This is a genomic window from Streptomyces sp. NPDC107546, from assembly GCF_055639175.1.
This window is the reverse complement of the sequence record NZ_JBVKBA010000001.1, coordinates 478717-496171: the sequence shown is the minus strand read 5'-3', so window position 1 is coordinate 496171 and position 17455 is coordinate 478717. Positions and strand designations below refer to the sequence as shown.

Here is a 17455-nt window from a genome sequence, read left to right as displayed (position 1 = left end):
GGGAGTACACCCCCACGTTGGTCCCATGCGCATCGGACTGATCGGAGCGGGGCGTATAGGGACATATCACGCAACTTCCCTCAGCCGTCACCATGAGGTGGGCTCGCTCATCATCACGGACGTCGACACCGCGCGGGCCCGTCAGCTCGCGGACCGGCTGGGTGCGACGGCGGCGCCCGGCGTGGACGAGATCTTCACCTGGGGCGTGGACGCGGTGGTCATCACCGCGGCGACCGCGGCGCACGCCGAACTGATCGGCCGGGCGGCGCGCTCCGGGCTCCCCGTGTTCTGCGAGAAGCCGATCGCGGTGGACCTGCCGGGCACGCTGGCCGCGCTCGCCGAGGTCGACGCCGCCGGGACGGTGCTGCAGATGGGTTTCCAGCGGCGGTTCGACGCGGGCTACGCGGCGGCGCGGGAGGCCGTGCGCTCGGGTCGGCTCGGACGGCTGCACACGGTCCGCGCGCTGACGGCCGACCAGGCACCGCCGCCGGCCGCGTATCTGCCGCTCTCCGGCGGCATCTTCCGGGACTGCCTCATCCACGACTTCGACATCCTGCGCTGGGTGACCGGCCGGGAGGTGGCCGAGGTGTACGCGACCGGGTCCGACGCGGGCGGGGCGATGTACCGGGAGGCGAACGACGTCGACACGGCGGCGGTCGTGCTCACACTGCAGGACGGCATACTCGCCACGGCCACGGCGACACGTACGAACGGTGCCGGCTACGACGTGCGCATGGAGCTGGCGGGCGAGCTGGACACGATCGCCGTGGGCCTGGACGACCGTACGCCGATCGCGTCCACGGAGCTCGCCGGTCCGCCGGCCGCGGACAAGCCGTGGAGGGGTTTCCTGGAGCGGTTCGCGCCCGCGTATGTGGCCGAGGTCGCGGCGTTCGTCGAGGTGGTGCGCGGCGAGCGCGCCAACCCCTGCGACGGCGGCGAGGCATTGCAGGCCCTGCGCGTCGCGGAGGCGTGCGAACTGTCCCGCGCGGAGCGCCGCCCGGTGCGTCTCGGGGAGATCCCGGGCGCCCGGGACTGACCGGCGGCCGGGCCGGGCCCCGTCCGCGTGCGGTGGCGCGCCGGGTGTCGGGCCCGGCGCCGGCGGTGTGCGCCTTCGACCGGCGGCTGACGGCGGGCAAGGACCGGGGCGCCGGCCGCGACGCGCCGCGCCGAGTCGACCGCGGCCGGGTACCAGGGCCCGAGGCGGCCTCTGCCGCACTGATACCCGTAGGGCATCACAGCCGACCGAACAGGTCTTGGACGCCTGTCTCGGGTCCGGCGCACGCTGAACGCGTCGCTCTGGACCGAACGAAAGGCAAGGCGATGAAGGTTTTCCTCACCGGTGGTTCCGGTTACCTGGGCAAGGCGACGATCACCGCGCTGATCCGGCACGGACACGCCGTCGAGGCACTGGCCCGCAGCGAACGCTCCGCGGAAGCGGTCCGCGCGCTGGGTGCCGTCCCGGTGATCGGCGCTCGCGCCTCCCCGGTCCGACGCGATGCCGCAGTGACCGGGCCGCGATCGCGCCGCCACCCGGCGATCTCCTCCCGGGGCCCGCACGCCGGGCACCGTGCGCCCTACGGCACCGCTCGCCGTGGCGGCCGCCTCTCGGCCGCCCCGGGGAGCCGGGGGTCCGGCCGAGTGCGGACCGGACCCCGGCTCGTGGTGACCGCTCCGGTCAGCAGCCGAAGTCGATCAGGTCGAACGTCGCGTAGTGGTCCGAGGTGTAGTAGTCCTCCTGGTACTCCTCGCCCGTGACGATGCGGCGGGCGCCACGCGTGGAGGAGCCGGGGGTGACGACGGTGTACTCGTGGTAGTAGCCGTAGGACTGGCCGGGGAGTACGCCTTCGCGGTTGGAGAAGACGGTGCCGTCCTGCGAGTACGGGAAGGGGCCGCCCTGGTCTATCAGGTCGAGGGTGTCGTATGCCTGGGACGGCAGGTTGCTGTAGCAGATGCTGCCGACCGAGGTGGCGGCGGCGTCCGCCGTGGTGGCGGAGACGGTACCGCCCATGAGGAGGGCGGACAGGAGCGCGGCTGCGGCGCCGATCCGGGTGGCGCGTGTGGGGGTTCTCATGGCGGCATGATGACGCGCGTAGAGCGTGGCATGTCAATGACAATCAACGAGATTTCCACGTCAAGTGCCATCTGTTTTCGTCGAGTTAACCTGCCGCCCGCCGCCCGGGCCGACCCGCCGCCCCGGGCTCTCGGGGCGGTGGGCGATTGCGGACAGCGGCGGTCAGCCGCCCGCTGGGAGCCCGGTGGCCGGGCTCACCCCGCGTGGGTGGAGAACAGTCCGCCGGTCGGCCCCTGCTTGTCGCCTCCCTGCGCCTTCTTCAGGGCGTTGGCGAGGCTCTCGATGGTCAGGGACTGCAGGATGACGCGGCCGTTGCCCTCCAGGGTGGCCAGGGACAGGCCCTCGCCACCGAAGACCATGTTCATGATCCCCTGGCGGTTGAGGCCGCCGACGCGCTGGACGCCGTACTCGATGCCCTCCTCGAAGGCGACGACGCACCCGGTGTCGACCTCGATGCGGCCGCCGAAGTCGGCGGGGTTGAGGTCGATGAAGTTGCCCGCGCCGGCGATGATCACGGTGCCGTGCCCGGTGAACTTCTCCAGGATGAAGCCCTCGCCGCCGCTCATGCCCGTGCGTCCGCCGGCGAAGGCGATGCCGAAGTCGACGGTCGACTCGGCGGCCACGAAGGCGTCCTTCTCCCCGAACCACGCGCGCCTGCCGTCGAGTTCCAGCGCCCGCATCTCGCCGGGCAGCACGCCCGCGAAGCCGACGGTGCCCTCGCCGCCCTGTGCGGTGAAGTACTGGAACGCCAGCGACTCGCCCGCGAGCGCGCGCTGACCGACCTGCATGGCGGTGCCCATGGCCTGGCGCAGGAACCCGCCCATGCCGCCGGCTCCGCCCTGGGGCTGGCCGCCGCCGTTCGACGGGCCGGACAGGCGGGTCTCCATGGTGACATTCGTGGTCTTGAAGAGGAACTTGCCCGCCTCGCAGTACACGGTCTGGCCCGGGTGCAGGTTGACGACCGCCATCTGCATGGCGTTGCCGACGATTTCTTGCTGAAGAGTCACGCGAGGAGAACGCGGCGGGCGGGGCGAAGAGTTCCGGCCGCCCGAGGACGGTTCCCGTTCGCCGCCGGCCCGCCGACGCTCCGGCCGGGGTCGTACAGGTGCACGCGGTGTGGGGCGCGGGCGCGCACCGGTGTCGTCAGCCCGGCGGCGCCCCAGGCGCCCCGACAGCCCCAGCAGTGGCCGGTGCGCCCCACGCGCGCGAGGCGTGTGTCAGCCGCCCAGCTCCTGGTGGCGCGCCGCCAGCCGGTTCGCCCCGTCCTGTGTCAGGGAGCCGTGCAGGCGCAGGCGGGAGATGCCGCCGTCCGGGTGGATGTCCACGCGCGCGTGGGTGCCGATCGCCGGGTCCGGGAGGGCGAAGCGGTGGTTGGTGTCGGGCTGGAGGCGGGCGCGCGGGAGGATCTCGCGCCAGTCGCCGTCCTCACCGTCCTTGACCGAGACCGACGCCCAGCCCGCCGCGTTGCCCTTCAGGTAGGCCGTGTCGATCTCGATCGCCCGGATCCGCGCCTGCGCCGCCAGCCGGTAGCGGATCCAGTCGTGCCCCCGGTCGCGACGGCGCCGCGTCTCCCAGCCGTCGTCCATCTTCCGGGAGCGGCCCGGCTGGATGGTGTTGGTGGCGGGTGAGTAGAAGAGGTCGGAGGCGTCCTCCACCTGCCCCCCGTTCTCCAGGGCCACCACGTCGAAGGTGCCGAGCACCTCCAGCCACGCCGGGTCCGGCACCACCTCGCCGTGGACGCGCAGGCGTGCGATGCCCCCGTCGGGGTGCTGGTTGAGCCTGAGGTGGGTGAAGCGCTGCTCCACGTCCACCTCGAAGCCGTTGGCCGCGTGACCGCCGACCGGCGTGCGTGGCACCAGCGTCGTCCACTTCACATCGTCCCCGAGCAGTTCCTCCGGCGACGGGGAGCCGGCGATCGACGTGCCCTCGACGGACACCGCCCGCGGGTAGTTGCCCCGGAAGTGGGCCGTGTCGACGACGACGCCCCGTACGACGCCGGGTGCGCCGAGGCGCACCAGGGCCCAGTCGTGGTCGTCCTGTGCGGGCCACGGGTGCCCGGCCGAGGCGCCCCGGCGGCGGCGTGTCTCCCAGCCGTCCATGACCTTGCCCTTGTGCCCGAAGTGCTCGGGGTCGAACTCGGCGCGCCCGGGCACCAGGAGGTTCTCGCGCTCGGCGAAGAACTCGTCGTTGGCAGCGATGACCCCGGCCCCGAGCCGGCGGTCGGCGAGGTCGGCGTAGCGGGTGAAGGGGAAGTCGGCGGTGCGGTAGTCCGCGTAGGGGTCGCCGCCCCGGTAGGGGTTCGCGTCGCCCGTGAAACTCGGAATCGCCGTCACGGTGATCAGTTCTTCCTTTCGGGGTCGCCCACTGCGGGCGCCGGAGTCGATGCGGGCGGTTCAGTCGGTCCTGCCGAGCAGTCGTCCCTTCGGTCCGGTGAACTCGCCGTTCGCCACGATGCGTTCGCCGCGCAGCCAGGTGGACCTGACGACGCCGTGCAGGGTCCTGCCCGCATATGCGGTGACCCGGTTGCGGTGCTGGAGGGCCGCCGGGTCCACGGTGAACGTCTCCTCGGGCGCCACCACGGCGAAGTCGGCGTCGTGGCCCGCCGCGATGGCGCCCTTGCGACCCTGGAGCCCCACGAGCCGGGCCGTGCGCTCGGACATCCAGCGGACCACGTCCTGCAGGCCGTGCCCCCGCCTGCGCGCCTCGGTCCACACCGCGGCCAGGCTCAGTTGCAGGCCCGAGATGCCGCCCCAGGCGGTGGCGAAGTCGTCGGTCTTCAGGTCGGCGGTCGACGGGGAGTGGTCGGTGACGACGCAGTCGATCACGCCGTCCGCCAGCGCCTGCCACAGCAGGTCCTGGTTGGCGGCCTCGCGGATGGGCGGGCAGCACTTGAACTCGCTGGCCCCGTCGGGGACTTCCTCAGCCGTCAGGGTGAGGTAGTGCGGGCAGGTCTCCACCGTGATCCGTACGCCCTCCGCCTTGGCGGCGGCGATCAGGGGCAGCGCGTCGCTGGAGGAGAGGTGCAGTACGTGCACGCGCGTGTTGAACCGCTTCGCCCGGTCGATGAGGTGCGCGATGGCCGTGTCCTCCGCGCGCCGGGGCCGGGAGGCGAGGAAGTCCGCGTACCGGGGACCGCCCTGCTGCGGGGCGGCGGCGAGGTGGCGCGGGTCCTCCGCGTGCACGATCAGCAGCCCGTCGAACCCGGCGATCTCGGCCAGGGCGCGGGCCAGTTGCTCCTGGTCGAGGTGCGGGAACTCGTCCACGCCCGACGGTGACAGGAACGCCTTGAAGCCGAAGACGCCCGCGTCGTGCAGCTGCCTGAGGTCCTTGAGGTTGTCGGGCAGCGCGCCGCCCCAGAAGCCGACGTCGATGTGGGCCTTGCCGGCCGCGACCTCCTGCTTGGTGCGGAGGTGGGCGACCGTCGTGGTCGGCGGCACCGAGTTGAGCGGCATGTCGATCAACGTGGTGATGCCGCCCGCCGCCGCCGCGCGGGTGGCGGTCCAAAAGCCCTCCCACTCGGTGCGGCCCGGGTCGTTGACGTGCACGTGAGTGTCGACGAGGCCGGGCAGCAGGACGTCGTCGCCCAGGTCCTCCAGCCGGGCCCCGGCCGGCGCGGCGGCGTCGTACGGCAGGACGGCCGTGATCGTGCCCCCGGCGACCGCGACCGACGCGGCGCGCGTGCCCTCGGGGGTGATCACGCGCTTGGAGCGCAGCACCAGTTCAGCGTCGGACACCCGGGCCCCTCTCTGCCGCCGTCCCGCTCCGGTCGACTTCCGGATGACGGGATTTACATCCGCGTAACGGAATTCAACGTTCTGTTGAAGGAGTCTTCCCTCCCGCACCCGTGCCGTCAAGGGCACAATTCCTCCTGGCGCCCCTCGCTGTACCGGCTCCGGCGAACCCTGGACGTTTCCGCCTAGCGGAATTAGAATTCCAAAACACAGAACACAGCCGAAAGGAACGCGCCGTGCCGCCGTCGACGTCCAGTGCCAGCGACGCCCCCGCCAAGTCCGCCGCGAGCGGTGGCGTCCAGTCCCTCGAGCGCGCCTTCGACCTGCTGGAGCGGATGGCGGACGCGGGCGGCGAGGTCGGCCTGAGCGAGCTGTCCGCGAGCAGCGGCCTGCCGCTGCCCACGATCCATCGCCTGATGCGCACCCTGGTGGCCTGCGGTTACGTACGCCAGCAGCCCAACCGCCGCTATGCGCTCGGCCCCCGGCTGATCCGGCTCGGCGAGTCGGCGTCCCGGCTGCTGGGCACCTGGGCCCGTCCGCATCTGGCGCGCCTGGTGGAGGAGACCGGCGAGACGGCGAACATGGCGCTGCTCGACGGGGACGAGATCGTGTACGTGGCGCAGGTGCCCTCCAAGCACTCGATGCGGATGTTCACCGAGGTGGGCCGGAGGGTGCTGCCGCACTCCACCGGCGTGGGCAAGGCTCTGCTGGCGAGCACGCCGGATGACGAGGTGCGCGCCCTGCTCGCCCGTACGGGCATGCCGGCCGCGACCGAGAAGACGATCACCACGCCGGACGCGTTCCTCGCCGCGCTGGAGGAGGTGCGCCGGCTCGGGTACGCGATCGACGACAACGAGCAGGAGATAGGCGTCCGCTGCCTCGCGGTGTCCGTGCCCGACTCCCCCACGGCCGCCGCGATCTCCATCTCGGGCCCGGCGGGCCGCGTCACCGAGGCGGCCACGGAACGGATCGTGCCGGTGCTCCAGCAGGTGGCGGCGGAACTGTCCCGGACTCTGGCGGCCTCGGGCGGCCCCACCGCCTGAGGCGACCCGGCATCACCCACACCCCTCGGCCGATCCAACCCTCAGGCACTCCCTAGGCCCTGCCGTCGAGCTCCCGCCTGCCCCGCGGCGGCTCCCCGAACAGTTCGACCGCCTTGCGGACCTCCGTCAAACCCCTGGTCAGTGCGCTGACCGAGCCGATCGCTCCCGCGATCAGCAGCAGGGAGCGGCGCAGGCGGGGAATCTCGGGGACGCCACCCGTGGCCATCGCGGCGAGTGCGGCCAGTTCGTCCTCGGCTATCGCCCGGTCGGGGAACTCGGCCGGATGTGCGGCGAGTTCACGGCGCAACCGGGACACGGCGGTACGCAGTTCCGCCACTCTCGGATCCTCTTCGCTGCCGGTCACCGGCCTCTGCCCCAAGCTCCGCACCACAGCCGTCCCCCTCGAAACGCCGTTGTGTTCGTACCTCCCCCGGGGCCCCGGGGCGTGGTCGGGCGCCGGGGACGCGGGCCAGTAAACGCCACCGGGCGCGCCGGGCGCCACCGTGCGGACGGAAATTCAGCCCCGGGAGACCGTGCGATCGGCACCGGGTCAGGTAAGCAGGACGTGTGACAGGAAACGAAGGGCGGATCGCCGGGCTGCTGCTCGCGGCAGGCGGGGGGCGGCGGCTCGGCGGGCAGCCCAAGGCACTGCTCGAACACCGGGGGCGCCCACTGGTGGAGCACGCGGCGGAGGTGCTGCGCGCGGCCGGATGCGGCCGCGTCCACGTGGTACTGGGAGCGGGGGCCACCGCCGTACGGGAGCGTGCCGACCTCACCGGCTGCGTACTGGTGGACAACCCGGACTGGGAAGAGGGCATGGGCTCCTCGCTGCGGGTCGGACTCGCATCGCTCGCCGGGACGGGGGCGCGGGCGGCCCTGGTCCTGCTCGTCGACCAGCCCGGCATCGGGCCCAAGGCGGCGGCTCGGGTGCTCTGTGCGTTCCGGGACGAGGAGTCGCTCGCCTCGGCCGCGTACGAGGGGGTACGCGGGCATCCGGTCCTGCTCGGCTCGGCCCACTGGGCCGGTGTCGCCCGGACCGCGGCCGGCGACCGTGGGGCACGCGCCTATCTGAAGGCGCACGACGACGCGATCACGCGCGTCGAGTGCGGAGACGTGGCACAGGCGTACGACATCGACACGGCGGCGGACCTGACCCACCTCGAGTGAGCGGAGCGGCACCGAGCGCCACCTTGCCTCGATCCGGAGATTCTCGACATCAACAAAGCATTGAACTTCCACTATGAGGAAACTAGTATCCACTGATCAGAAGCGCTCGACCGCTCCCCAGGCGCCACCGGCCGCGTACGGGGCCCTGGCACGCGGTGCCGCAACGCCCTCATGCCAGCTCGTCGAAGGAAGTGACAGCCTCATGTCCGCACCAGCGCCGTCCCCGGCGGCCGTCGTCGACGCCGAGCCCCTGCCCCGGCAGGAGGAGGTCCTCACCGACGCGGCGCTCGCCTTCGTGGCCGAGCTGCACCGGCGGTTCACACCGCGCCGCGACGAGCTGCTGGCCCGCCGCGCCGAGCGCCGCGCCGAGATCGCCCGCACCTCCACGCTGGACTTCCTGCCCGAGACCGCCGCGATCCGCGCTGACGGCACCTGGAGGGTGGCGCCCGCCCCCGGAGCGCTCGAGGACCGCCGGGTCGAGATCACCGGCCCCACCGACCGCAAGATGACCATCAACGCCCTCAACTCGGGCGCCAAGGTGTGGCTCGCGGACTTCGAGGACGCCTCCGCGCCCACCTGGGAGAACGTGGTCCTCGGCCAGCTCAACCTGATCGACGCCTACACCCGCAACATCGACTTCACCGACCCGGCGACCGGGAAGTCGTACGCCCTGCGCCCGGACGAGGAGCTGGCGACGGTCGTCATGCGCCCGCGCGGCTGGCACCTGAACGAGCGTCACCTCCAGGTCGACGGACAGCCGGTCCCGGGCGCCTTCGTCGACTTCGGCCTGTACTTCTTCCACAACGCCCAGCGGCTGCTCGACCTCGGCAAGGGCCCGTACTTCTACCTCCCGAAGACCGAGTCGCACCTGGAGGCCCGCCTCTGGAACGACGTCTTCGTCTTCGCCCAGGACCACGTCGGCATCCCGCAGGGCACCATCCGCGCCACGGTCCTGATCGAGACGATCACGGCGGCGTACGAGATGGAGGAGATCCTCTACGAACTTCGCGACCACGCCTCCGGGTTGAACGCGGGCCGCTGGGACTACCTGTTCTCCATCGTGAAGAACTTCCGTGACGGCGGAGCCAGGTTCGTCCTGCCGGACCGCAACGCGGTCACGATGACGGCCCCGTTCATGCGCGCGTACACCGAACTCCTCGTCCGCACCTGCCACAAGCGCGGCGCGCACGCGATCGGCGGCATGGCGGCCTTCATCCCGTCCCGCAAGGACCCGGAGGTCAACAAGGTCGCCTTCGAGAAGGTCCGCGCCGACAAGGACCGCGAGGCGAACGACGGCTTCGACGGCTCCTGGGTCGCCCACCCCGACCTGGTCCCTATCGCGACGGAGTCCTTCGACAAGGTCCTCGGCGACAAGCCGAACCAGAAGGACCGGCTGCGCGAGGACGTCGACGTGAAGGCCGCCGACCTGATCGCCGTCGACTCCCTCGACGCCAAGCCGACGTACGCGGGCCTGGTCAACGCCGTCCAGGTCGGCATCCGTTACATCGAGGCCTGGCTGCGCGGCCTCGGCGCGGTCGCCATCTTCAACCTGATGGAGGACGCGGCCACCGCGGAGATCTCCCGCTCCCAGATCTGGCAGTGGATCAACGCGGGTGTCGTCCTCGACAACGGCGAGCGGGTCACCGCCGAGCTCGCCCGGGAGGTCGCCGCGGCGGAACTCCAGAACATCGAGGCGGAGCTCGGCGCGGAGGCCTTCACGGCCGGCAAGTGGCAGCAGGCCCACGACCTGCTGCTGAAGGTCGCGCTGGACGAGGACTACGCGGACTTCCTGACGCTTCCGGCCTACGAACAGCTGGAGGGCTGAACTCTCACTTCTCCGAATGGCCCAGGGGCTTTCCCGGGGCCACACGGTCGCGTACGAGCTGCTTCACGGCCGTCGGCTCCGGGAAGCCCTGCTCCCGCCGGTCCCACACCACCTCGTCGTTCACCCGGACGACGAACACACCGCCGGTACCGGGCTTGAGCGACAGCTCGGTCAGCTCCGCCTCGAAGGTGGTCAGCAGTTCCTGCGCCAGCCAGGCCGCCCGGGGCAGCCAGCGGCACCGGGTGCAGTACTCGATCTGGACACGGTGGGTCATCCCAGGTGCACCGACCAATCCTGTTCCGCGGCCGGTTTGCCGTGCAGGTCCGGGACCCGCTTGAGCCAGCCCGGCCGGCCTTGCTGTGTACGCGCCGCGCGCTGGGCCTCCTCGGCTGCGCGCTCCTCCTGGGTGGGGAAGTCGGTGGGTAGCCATGCCTCGGACGCCTTGACCCGGGCCGTGAGGTAGTCGACGTAGGCGTCACGGACGTCGCCGGGCGTCGCGAAGCCCGGCTCGTCCGCCAGCCAGGCGTCCGGTACCTCCGCGGCGACCTCGCGCAGCAACTCCTCGGTCACGAGCGGCGCCAGGGCGTCCTCCGCGGCCCGCATGTCAGGGCTGAAGTGGCCGAGGGCGTGGTGGCGGAAGTCGTAGGCCTTCTCGGGTGCCGAGGCGTCCCAGCGGTGGTGGAAGACGAGCGCGGCACCGTGGTCGATCAGCCACAGCCGCGGCGGTGCGATGCCGAAGGTGGGCCACACCATGAGGTTGGAGCTGTGCACCGTGCGGTCCACGTTCACGGTCAGCGCGTCGAGCCAGATGATCCTGCCGGCCTCCACCGGGTCGACGGGGAAGACCTGGGCGACCTCGGGCGTGAAGTCCCGGGCGCCCGGCAGGTAGTCCATGCCGAGATTGAGGCCGGGGCTGGCGTTCAGCAGGTCGCGCACCTCCTGGTGCGGCTCCTGCGCGCCGATCGCGGGGTCGAAGTGGGCGAGGACCAGCTCGGGGACGCGCAGCCCGAGCCGGCGCGCCAGCTCCCCCACGATGACCTCGGCGACCAGGGCCTTCGTGCCCTGTGCGGAGCCGGTGAACTTCACGACGTACGTCCCCAGGTCGTCGGCCTCGACGACTCCGGGGACGGAGCCGCCGGAGCGCAGGGGCTCGATGTAGCGGGTTGCGAAGACCTCTCTCAGCATTTTCCCAGGCCACCCGTCTCTTCAGCCTTGAAATCCACGATCGGCCTCAGAGGTACACAACAGCGGGAATCGCCCATCGTCAGCCCTGGGGAGAATCCGGGGGTTTCGACCGGCATGCGGATCTCCCTCTCTCCCCCCAACGGTTTATCGATGGCCGTCCGCCCCTTGCTTCCGGCCTCCGGCATGAAGTGAGCATAGTAACCGGGGGTGACCGCTGGGGAGGAGTGCCCGAGCCACCCGCACGCCCGCAGATACGCCATCGACGCCATGCTCAGCGCCACCGCCCTCGCCGCCCCGGGCCCCGTCACGGTCCCCACCTCGGTTCCCGAGGACCTCATGGCGCTGTGCGGCGTACGTGTCACCGTGATCGTCTGACCCGCCGCATTCCCAGAGGGCAACGGAACGGACGTCAACCGTTCAGCCCTGGCTGCGTCCCCGCTGTGACCGGGAGAAGGTGGCGGCGGGCGGTGTCCACCGGTGGGTGCGGGGCACGGTGCCGCTGACGCCGAAGTCCTTCTTCAGTTGTTCGGGGATGGCGTAGTGCATGACGCGTCCGCGGGTGAGGGAGGACAGCTCGAAGATGGTGGTGAGGTGGCCGAGGCGGTCCAGCGCCCAGGCTCCGAGGGGGGAGCGGTCCTCGATGGTCTCCAGCACGCCGAGCAGCTGGGGCACGGTCTTGACGACGGTGTCGAACGGGGTACGGGGAACTCGAAGCCAGTCGGCGCAGGTGTCGCCGATCAGGTAGCGGATGAGGGCGGAGACGATGGGGTCGAACAAGGTGCCGGGCACGACCTCCTCGTAGAGATCGATGAGTTGCCGGGTCAGGTGGGCGCCTTCTTCCGAGGGGCCCATGTGCCGGACCATGTAGAGGTCGAGGAACTGCCGGGCCTCTTCCAGGGTCTTGGGGACGGCGTCCTGGTCGACCCCCAGGATCGCGCCGACCACACGCCAGGCGTAGAAGTACGCCTCGGCTCCTTCGACACTCATGTGGATGCCGAGCCGATGGAGGCTGTCCAGGACCAGGAGGGAGAAGAACATCTGCCCGCCGATCATGTCCTCCTGGCAGATCGGCGTCCCCATCGTCTCGGTGTCCCAACGGTTCTCCCGTTTGAGGTGGTGGCGGACAGCGGCGTGCAGCAGGCGCACTTTCTGGGCGGCGGGGATGAAGCGGCTGTTCGCCTCGAAGGCGTCGGGCTGCATGAGGTAGACGGTGAACTGGCCGGTCTCCGCCATCCGCTTGGACGGGTAGTTCAGCCCGTGGGTGGCCGACAGCAGCTTCGCGACGTGCGGGACGACGTAGCAGGCGGGCATGGAGGCGAAGGACAGCGCGGTGGAGATGTGCACGTTGTTGTCGATGAAGAACAGCCGGGCCTTTTCCATCTCGGCCCAGTTCACCCAGGCCGGTGGCGCGCTGGTGGCCTGAAGGTACTCGCGTGCGACGTCGGGCAGCCCGTCCGGCAGGGGGGCGCCTGCGGTGGAGACGTAGCGCATCAGGGTGTTGAACTTGCCCACCTCGCCGCGCTCGAACAGTTCGGCGACGACGGCATCGGCGAGGTCGTCACCGGCCTGTCGCAGAGGGTTCATCGATGCCTCGGTGCAGGTCATGGGAGAACTCCTTGTCTGAGGCGGGATATCACGAGGTGAGTCGGCGGCCGAGGAGCGCACAGGCTGCCCCCCCCGGGGGGAGGGTCAGGACAGGCGGACCGCTACGGAATGCGCCAGCGCGGTCAGGGCCGTGACGGCGTGCGCGGGGGCTTCCAGATCGTGCAGAGCACCAAGGGCCGTCTCGACCCGCGCGGTGATCATGTCCTCGATGCGGTCGGGCGTCTTCAGCCGACGCATCAGCTCGCGGACCGCGTCCAGACCGTCGGTGTCCAGGTCGCGTCGACCGAGCAGGGCGCGCAGTTGCTCACGCTCGTCCTCACCGGCGATACGCCAGGTCTCCGCCAGCAGGGCGGTGGGCCGGTGGCCGCGCACATCGTCGGCGTTGGCCTTGCCGGTGCGTTCCGGGTCTCCGAACAGACCGAGCAGGTCGTCCCGCAGCTGGAACGCCTCGCCCAGCGGCAGCCCGTAGGCGGAGTAGCCCTCGCGCAGCCGCCCGCCGGCCCCCGCCAACACGCCCCCGATCAGCAGGGGCTGCTCGACGGTGTACTTGGCGGTCTTGTACCGGACCACCTTCAGCGATGCCGCGGTGTCCGGATCGGCTCCGGTGCGCAGGATCTCCAGGCACTCGCCCGCGATCAGTTCCCGGGCCAGCACCGACCAAAAGGGGCGGGCCCGGGCCAGATACGCCGCGGGCAGACCGCTGGTGGCGAACAGCTGCCCGGCCAGCGACATCAGCAGATCCCCGACCAGCATCGCCAGCGACCGGGCGGCGGAGACGGCATGCGGGCGACAACGTACCGCTCCGCGCAGCGCGATGTGCGCGGTGGGCCTGCCGTGCCGCAGCGGGCTGTCGTCGATGAGGTCGTCGTGCACGACCGCAGCGGCATGCACCAGCTCCATGGAGGCCGCGGCCCGCACCAGCGCGTCATTGTCCGGCTGCCCTGCCGCACGCCAGCCCCAGTAGCAGAACGCCGCCCGCAGCCGTTTGCCTTGCGCGACCGCCTCCTCCAGCTGCTCGGCCACCGGCCCCAGGGCAGGGTCGATCGCCGCCAACTGGTCGGCTTCCTGCGCGACGAAGTCGCGCAGGACCTCATCGACGCGGCTCTTGAACGCGGCCGGCTCCCACCGCTCAGACATCGCCGGCGGCCCGCCGGGACAGGGCCTGCCGGGCGAGGATCTCCAGATGGGCCGGGGGAACAGTCGCGTACCGGTCCAGCACCAGGCGCCCGCGCGCCCTCAGGTCCTGCTCGGCCTCCGCGACCAGCTCCGTGGCGTCCGAGCGGCGCAGCATCCCCCGCACCGTCCCCAGAGCCGACCCCAGTGTGCTCACCGCCAGATCGGCCAATCCGGCCACCAGCAGCACCGCCTGCTCGTCCAGGCCCCCGCGGCGACCCGCCCCTTGCGTCACGCCCGTCCCCCCTCCCGTCCACAGCACGTCCGAGCGGCGCCGGTCATGCGCCGTCCGACCCAGGATCGCGCCCCACCGGGCACATGAAGGGATGAACTCACGTCCGAGTGATCACGTCGCACATGCGTATGAGTTGTGCTGTGTCAGCCGCGCTCCGGGCTCCATGCCCATCGAACGGCCCGTACAGGGGCAGTGAGTCATCCTCTGGGGTGCGGTGATGGCGTCGACCGCCTTGTCTCCGAAGAGCAGGGACTGGAAGCACTTCGCTGAACGGCTCTCAGCGGCAGGCCAGCGGATTCGGCAGGGGCAGATAGCGCGCGTCCGCGCCGTCCGCGCCCGTCCAGCGCAGCAGGAGGTTGGTCTTGCCGGGCAGGGTGGGCGAGGCGAGCAGGGCGGGGATCTCGGGCACGGGGTGGCGGGACAGCTCGGCGCGGGCGGCGGGCCAGGGGTTCCAGCCGGGGTGGCGTTCGGACAGCAGGGCGGCCACCTCGATGAGGTTGTTGACGACCAGGCAGTACACCAGCCGCTCCCAGCCCTTCTCGCGGGACACGTCCGCCAGGAGCTTCACGCCCTCCGCGTCCCGGAACAGGGCCTGCACGGGCCGTCCCGTGCCGTCCACCGCGACCAGCGTGTTCTGCAGGTGCGCCTCGAGGACGACACCGTGCCGTTCGAACGCCTCGAGGGCCGGGGGCACGACCTGGCGCAGATACGCCGTCCACCAGGCGGCGGGGTCGGTGAGCACGTCGAGCGGGCTGCCGTCGAACCCCTCCACCAGGGCGGCGGCGAGCAGCGGGGTGGCGCCGGGCAGCAGGTGCGGGCGCAGGCCGTCGCGGACCAGGACCGCCAGTTCCTCGAAGGCGAAGGCGGCCGTGCGCCAGCCCCGGTCGCTCAGCCAGACCGCCGGACCCCGGTGCGCCGCGAACGCGGCGGCCGCCGCCGCGTCGGTACGGCGCAGCTCGAGCAGGTCGTGGCGCCACAGCCGGCGGATGTCGTTGGTGATCCGTACGTCCAGGCTGAACTTGACGAAGAGGTCGTCCTCGGGGGCGTACACCGTACGGATGGCGGCCGTGGGCCACACGGGCCGAGCGGTCTCGCCGAGCCGGATCAGGCGCCCGTCCTCGAACGCCTCCGCGATGTCCGGGCGGGCGCCGACCAGGGCGAGCTGCCAGGGATGGGCGGGCAGCAGCCGGTAGCCGCGCGGGGCGGTGCCGAGCGCGTCCAGTGCCGTCGTGTCGCCCTCCTCGACGACCGTGTCCTCACGTACGCCCAAAAGGGTGAGCGGGAAGCGGCCGTACGCCTCGGGCGCGTACGGCAGCCAGCTCGCGAGGGGTCCGCCGCCGCGCGCCTTCGGGGCCGGGTGGTGGGGGTGCCCGGTGACCAGGGACTGTTCGGAGCGTACGTACGGGTCGTCCGGAGCCGTCAGACGGGCGCGTGCGGCCAGGATCGCGGCCACCGCGTCGCGGCTGTCGAGCATCTCGCCGGGCAGTTCCGGGTTGGACAGGCCGGTGGCGCGGCGCAGCTCGTCGGCGGTGAGTTTGACCAGCTCGGCGTGGGTGAGCGGGTGCCAGGAGCCGCCCGTGTACAGCTCGGGGTCGCGGGGGCGGCGTGTGCCGCGCACGCGCAGCAGCCGACCGCCGGCCCGCAGGCGGTGGACGCCCAGCTCGCCGGCGGGCTCGGCCGCCTCCCGGAGCAGGCAGTTCAGCAGCGGCGCCGCCGCGTGGGCGTCGGCGCGCGCGGGGACGTCGTCCCTGGGGTGCATGGGGTCCACGCGATCCATTCGTTCCGTACGGTGCACTGGCGATCAGTATGTCTGTCGTGGACCCGCGCCACGACGCATCGCCCCGTCCCCGAGGAGCTCCGACCGTGCCCCCTTCCTCTCCTGCCGAGGTTTCCGCCGAGGCCGCGCTCGCCGCCGAGCTGGACGCCGTGCGGCCCGATCTGTCGGCCCCCTACGCGGCGGCGCTCCCCGGCGCCCGGGCCGCCGTCCTCACGCGTCTGTGGCGGGCGCTGGCCCATGAGCCGCTGCCGTGGATCGCACGCCGGGAGCGGACGGCCGACGGGCTCACCCTGTGCCTGGGCGACGGGCGGCGGCTGCACGGCCCACCCGCGGACCCGTACACGACCGCCGCGTACGTCACCGAGGTGCTGCTCGACGGGCGGGCCCACGACCACGCGGCGGCGCTGGTCACGGCACTCGGCGTGCCGCACGGAGACGCCTTCGCCGCCGAACTCGGCCACAGCACCGCCTCGCTGGCGCTGTCGCGGGCCGGCCAGCCCCGTGAGGCTCCCGTACCGGTGACGAGCTGGGCGTGGGAGCAGCGGGTGGTCGACGGGCACCCCTATCACCCGAACTGTCGTTCGCGCCCCGGCTTCTCGGTGGCCGAGCAGCTGGCGTACGGGCCCGAGCACCGGCCGCTGGTACGACTCGGGCTCGTCCCCGTGGGTGACGCCCTCGTACGGGGCGAGTGGCCCGCGTGGCTGCGGGACGGCGAGCTGGTGCTGGTCCCGGTCCACCCCTGGCAGACGGCGCATGTGCTCGGTGTGGCGGCCGAGGACGGTCCGGCCGCTCGTCCGCTGATGTCCCTGCGGACCCTCGCGCTGCCCGACGGCGGTCCGCATGTGAAGACCGCGGTCAGCGCGCGGCTGACGTCCTCCGTGCGGGACATCTCGGTCTCCTCGATCGAGACGGCCCTCGCGGTGTCCGGTTTCCTGGAGTCGATGGCCGCGCGCACGGACGGTCTGCTGCACGTCACCCGCACCCTGGGCGCGGCCGGCGCCCACTCCCCCGATCTCGCCGCCGTGCTGCGGGAGCCTCCGGAGACGTACGCGGACACGGCGGCCGGCGAGCGGATCGTCCCGGTGGCCGCCCTGCCGCTCACCGGGCTGCCCTCCTCCCCCGCCTGGCTCGCCGGGTTCACCCGGCTCGCCCTCACCGTCGGCCTGCGGATGCTCGACCTGGGGGTGGCCCTGGAGGCGCACGGACAGAACCTCCTGGTGGTGCTGGCGCCCACGGGCGAGCCGGTGCGGCTGGTCTACCGGGACCTGGCCGACATCCGGGTGAGCCCGGCCCGGCTGGCCCGGCACGGCGTCAAGGCCCCCGAGGTGGCCGACCGGATCGTCACGGACGACGAGACGACGCTGCGCCGCAAGCTCTTCGGCTCGCTCGTGGCGGGCGCGCTGGCCTCCACGGCGGGTTCGGCGCCCGCACTGCGGGGGGCGCTGGAGGCCGTCGTACGGGATCTGCCGGACACCCCCGATCTGGCGGTTCTGCGCGAAGAGCCGCTGCCCACCAAGGCGTTGACGCTGATGTGGCTGTCCCCCGAGCGGTCCGGGGACCTGTGGACACGGCTCCCGAACCCGCTGTCCACACAGTCCCATCCGCTCGGCCCTTGATCGTTTTGAAGCACGGCCCCATTGATC

The 17455-nt window shown here is 72.0% G+C and carries 16 protein-coding genes and 1 pseudogene; 6 read left to right on the top strand and 11 right to left on the bottom strand.

The features are described from left to right. The first annotated feature begins 25 nt into the window (after positions 1-25). The gene (locus ACZ7L1_RS02155) at positions 26-1036 is read left to right on the top strand and encodes a Gfo/Idh/MocA family protein (protein ID WP_471433404.1); all 1011 of its coding nucleotides are present in this window, start codon (positions 26-28) and stop codon (positions 1034-1036) included. A gap of 639 nt (positions 1037-1675) precedes the next feature. Here ACZ7L1_RS02155 and ACZ7L1_RS02150 read toward each other — a convergent pair. The 4 genes from ACZ7L1_RS02150 to allB form a co-directional block, all read right to left on the bottom strand. Further along, a complete protein-coding gene (locus tag ACZ7L1_RS02150) occupies positions 1676-2071 on the bottom strand; it encodes a guanyl-specific ribonuclease (RefSeq protein ID WP_471433403.1) in 396 nt (131 codons plus the stop codon). A gap of 194 nt (positions 2072-2265) precedes the next feature. Then, complete coding sequence (locus ACZ7L1_RS02145) at positions 2266-3078, bottom strand: AIM24 family protein (RefSeq protein ID WP_471433402.1); 813 nt, start codon at positions 3076-3078, stop codon at positions 2266-2268. A 210-nt stretch (positions 3079-3288) separates the two neighbouring features. After that, positions 3289-4404 carry an allantoicase gene (alc, locus tag ACZ7L1_RS02140; protein WP_471433400.1) on the bottom strand — a complete coding sequence of 372 codons (1116 nt, stop codon included), beginning with the start codon at positions 4402-4404 and terminating at the stop codon, positions 3289-3291. Positions 4405-4464: 60 nt separating this feature from the next. Continuing rightward, positions 4465-5805 carry an allantoinase AllB gene (allB, locus tag ACZ7L1_RS02135; protein WP_471433399.1) on the bottom strand — a complete coding sequence of 447 codons (1341 nt, stop codon included), beginning with the start codon at positions 5803-5805 and terminating at the stop codon, positions 4465-4467. 233 nt (positions 5806-6038) lie between these two features. Here allB and ACZ7L1_RS02130 point away from each other — a divergent pair, with 233 nt between their 5' ends. Beyond that, positions 6039-6845 carry an IclR family transcriptional regulator gene (locus ACZ7L1_RS02130; protein ID WP_471433398.1) on the top strand — a complete coding sequence of 269 codons (807 nt, stop codon included), beginning with the start codon at positions 6039-6041 and terminating at the stop codon, positions 6843-6845. 52 nt (positions 6846-6897) lie between these two features. Here the strand turns inward: ACZ7L1_RS02130 and ACZ7L1_RS02125 are convergent, their stop codons facing one another. Next, positions 6898-7236, bottom strand: coding sequence for a DUF5955 family protein (locus ACZ7L1_RS02125; protein ID WP_471433397.1), 339 nt, complete (start codon positions 7234-7236; stop codon positions 6898-6900). 176 nt (positions 7237-7412) lie between these two features. Between ACZ7L1_RS02125 and ACZ7L1_RS02120 the strand changes: the two genes are divergently transcribed. Beyond that, on the top strand, positions 7413-8012 hold the full coding sequence (locus ACZ7L1_RS02120; RefSeq protein WP_471433396.1) for a nucleotidyltransferase family protein: 600 nt from the start codon (positions 7413-7415) through the stop codon (positions 8010-8012). A 202-nt stretch (positions 8013-8214) separates the two neighbouring features. Further along, complete coding sequence (gene aceB, locus ACZ7L1_RS02115; RefSeq protein ID WP_471433394.1) at positions 8215-9837, top strand: malate synthase A; 1623 nt, start codon at positions 8215-8217, stop codon at positions 9835-9837. Positions 9838-9841: 4 nt separating this feature from the next. On the opposite strand, the gene ACZ7L1_RS02110 is transcribed toward aceB, so the two are convergent. Together ACZ7L1_RS02110 and ACZ7L1_RS02105 are read right to left on the bottom strand one after the other, a co-directional pair. Further along, positions 9842-10111 carry an Rdx family protein gene (locus ACZ7L1_RS02110; protein WP_103841272.1) on the bottom strand — a complete coding sequence of 90 codons (270 nt, stop codon included), beginning with the start codon at positions 10109-10111 and terminating at the stop codon, positions 9842-9844. Continuing rightward, a complete protein-coding gene (locus tag ACZ7L1_RS02105; RefSeq protein ID WP_471433392.1) occupies positions 10108-11022 on the bottom strand; it encodes a HipA family kinase in 915 nt (304 codons plus the stop codon). Before ACZ7L1_RS02105 ends, ACZ7L1_RS02110 begins: the two co-directional genes overlap by 4 nt. A 240-nt stretch (positions 11023-11262) precedes the next feature. Here ACZ7L1_RS02105 and ACZ7L1_RS02100 point away from each other — a divergent pair. Further along, a pseudogene (locus tag ACZ7L1_RS02100) lies at positions 11263-11397 on the top strand (DNA-binding protein); the annotation flags it as partial. 42 nt (positions 11398-11439) lie between these two features. On the opposite strand, the gene ACZ7L1_RS02095 reads toward ACZ7L1_RS02100, so the two are convergent. From ACZ7L1_RS02095 to ACZ7L1_RS02080, 4 genes are all read right to left on the bottom strand, one after another. After that, positions 11440-12627 (bottom strand): oxygenase MpaB family protein, encoded by a 1188-nt coding sequence (locus ACZ7L1_RS02095; RefSeq protein WP_471433391.1) that lies wholly within the window; start codon positions 12625-12627, stop codon positions 11440-11442. Between the two features lie 84 nt (positions 12628-12711). Next, positions 12712-13764 carry a polyprenyl synthetase family protein gene (locus ACZ7L1_RS02090; protein WP_471433390.1) on the bottom strand — a complete coding sequence of 351 codons (1053 nt, stop codon included), beginning with the start codon at positions 13762-13764 and terminating at the stop codon, positions 12712-12714. Beyond that, positions 13757-14035 (bottom strand): polyprenyl synthetase, encoded by a 279-nt coding sequence (locus tag ACZ7L1_RS02085; RefSeq protein WP_471433389.1) that lies wholly within the window; start codon positions 14033-14035, stop codon positions 13757-13759. The genes ACZ7L1_RS02090 and ACZ7L1_RS02085 overlap by 8 nt, the downstream gene beginning before the upstream one ends. Before the next feature lie 277 nt (positions 14036-14312). After that, positions 14313-15812, bottom strand: coding sequence for an IucA/IucC family protein (locus ACZ7L1_RS02080; RefSeq protein WP_471433388.1), 1500 nt, complete (start codon positions 15810-15812; stop codon positions 14313-14315). 29 nt (positions 15813-15841) lie between these two features. Here ACZ7L1_RS02080 and ACZ7L1_RS02075 point away from each other — a divergent pair, with 29 nt between their 5' ends. Continuing rightward, complete coding sequence (locus ACZ7L1_RS02075; protein WP_471433387.1) at positions 15842-17428, top strand: IucA/IucC family protein; 1587 nt, start codon at positions 15842-15844, stop codon at positions 17426-17428. Positions 17429-17455 lie beyond the last annotated feature (27 nt).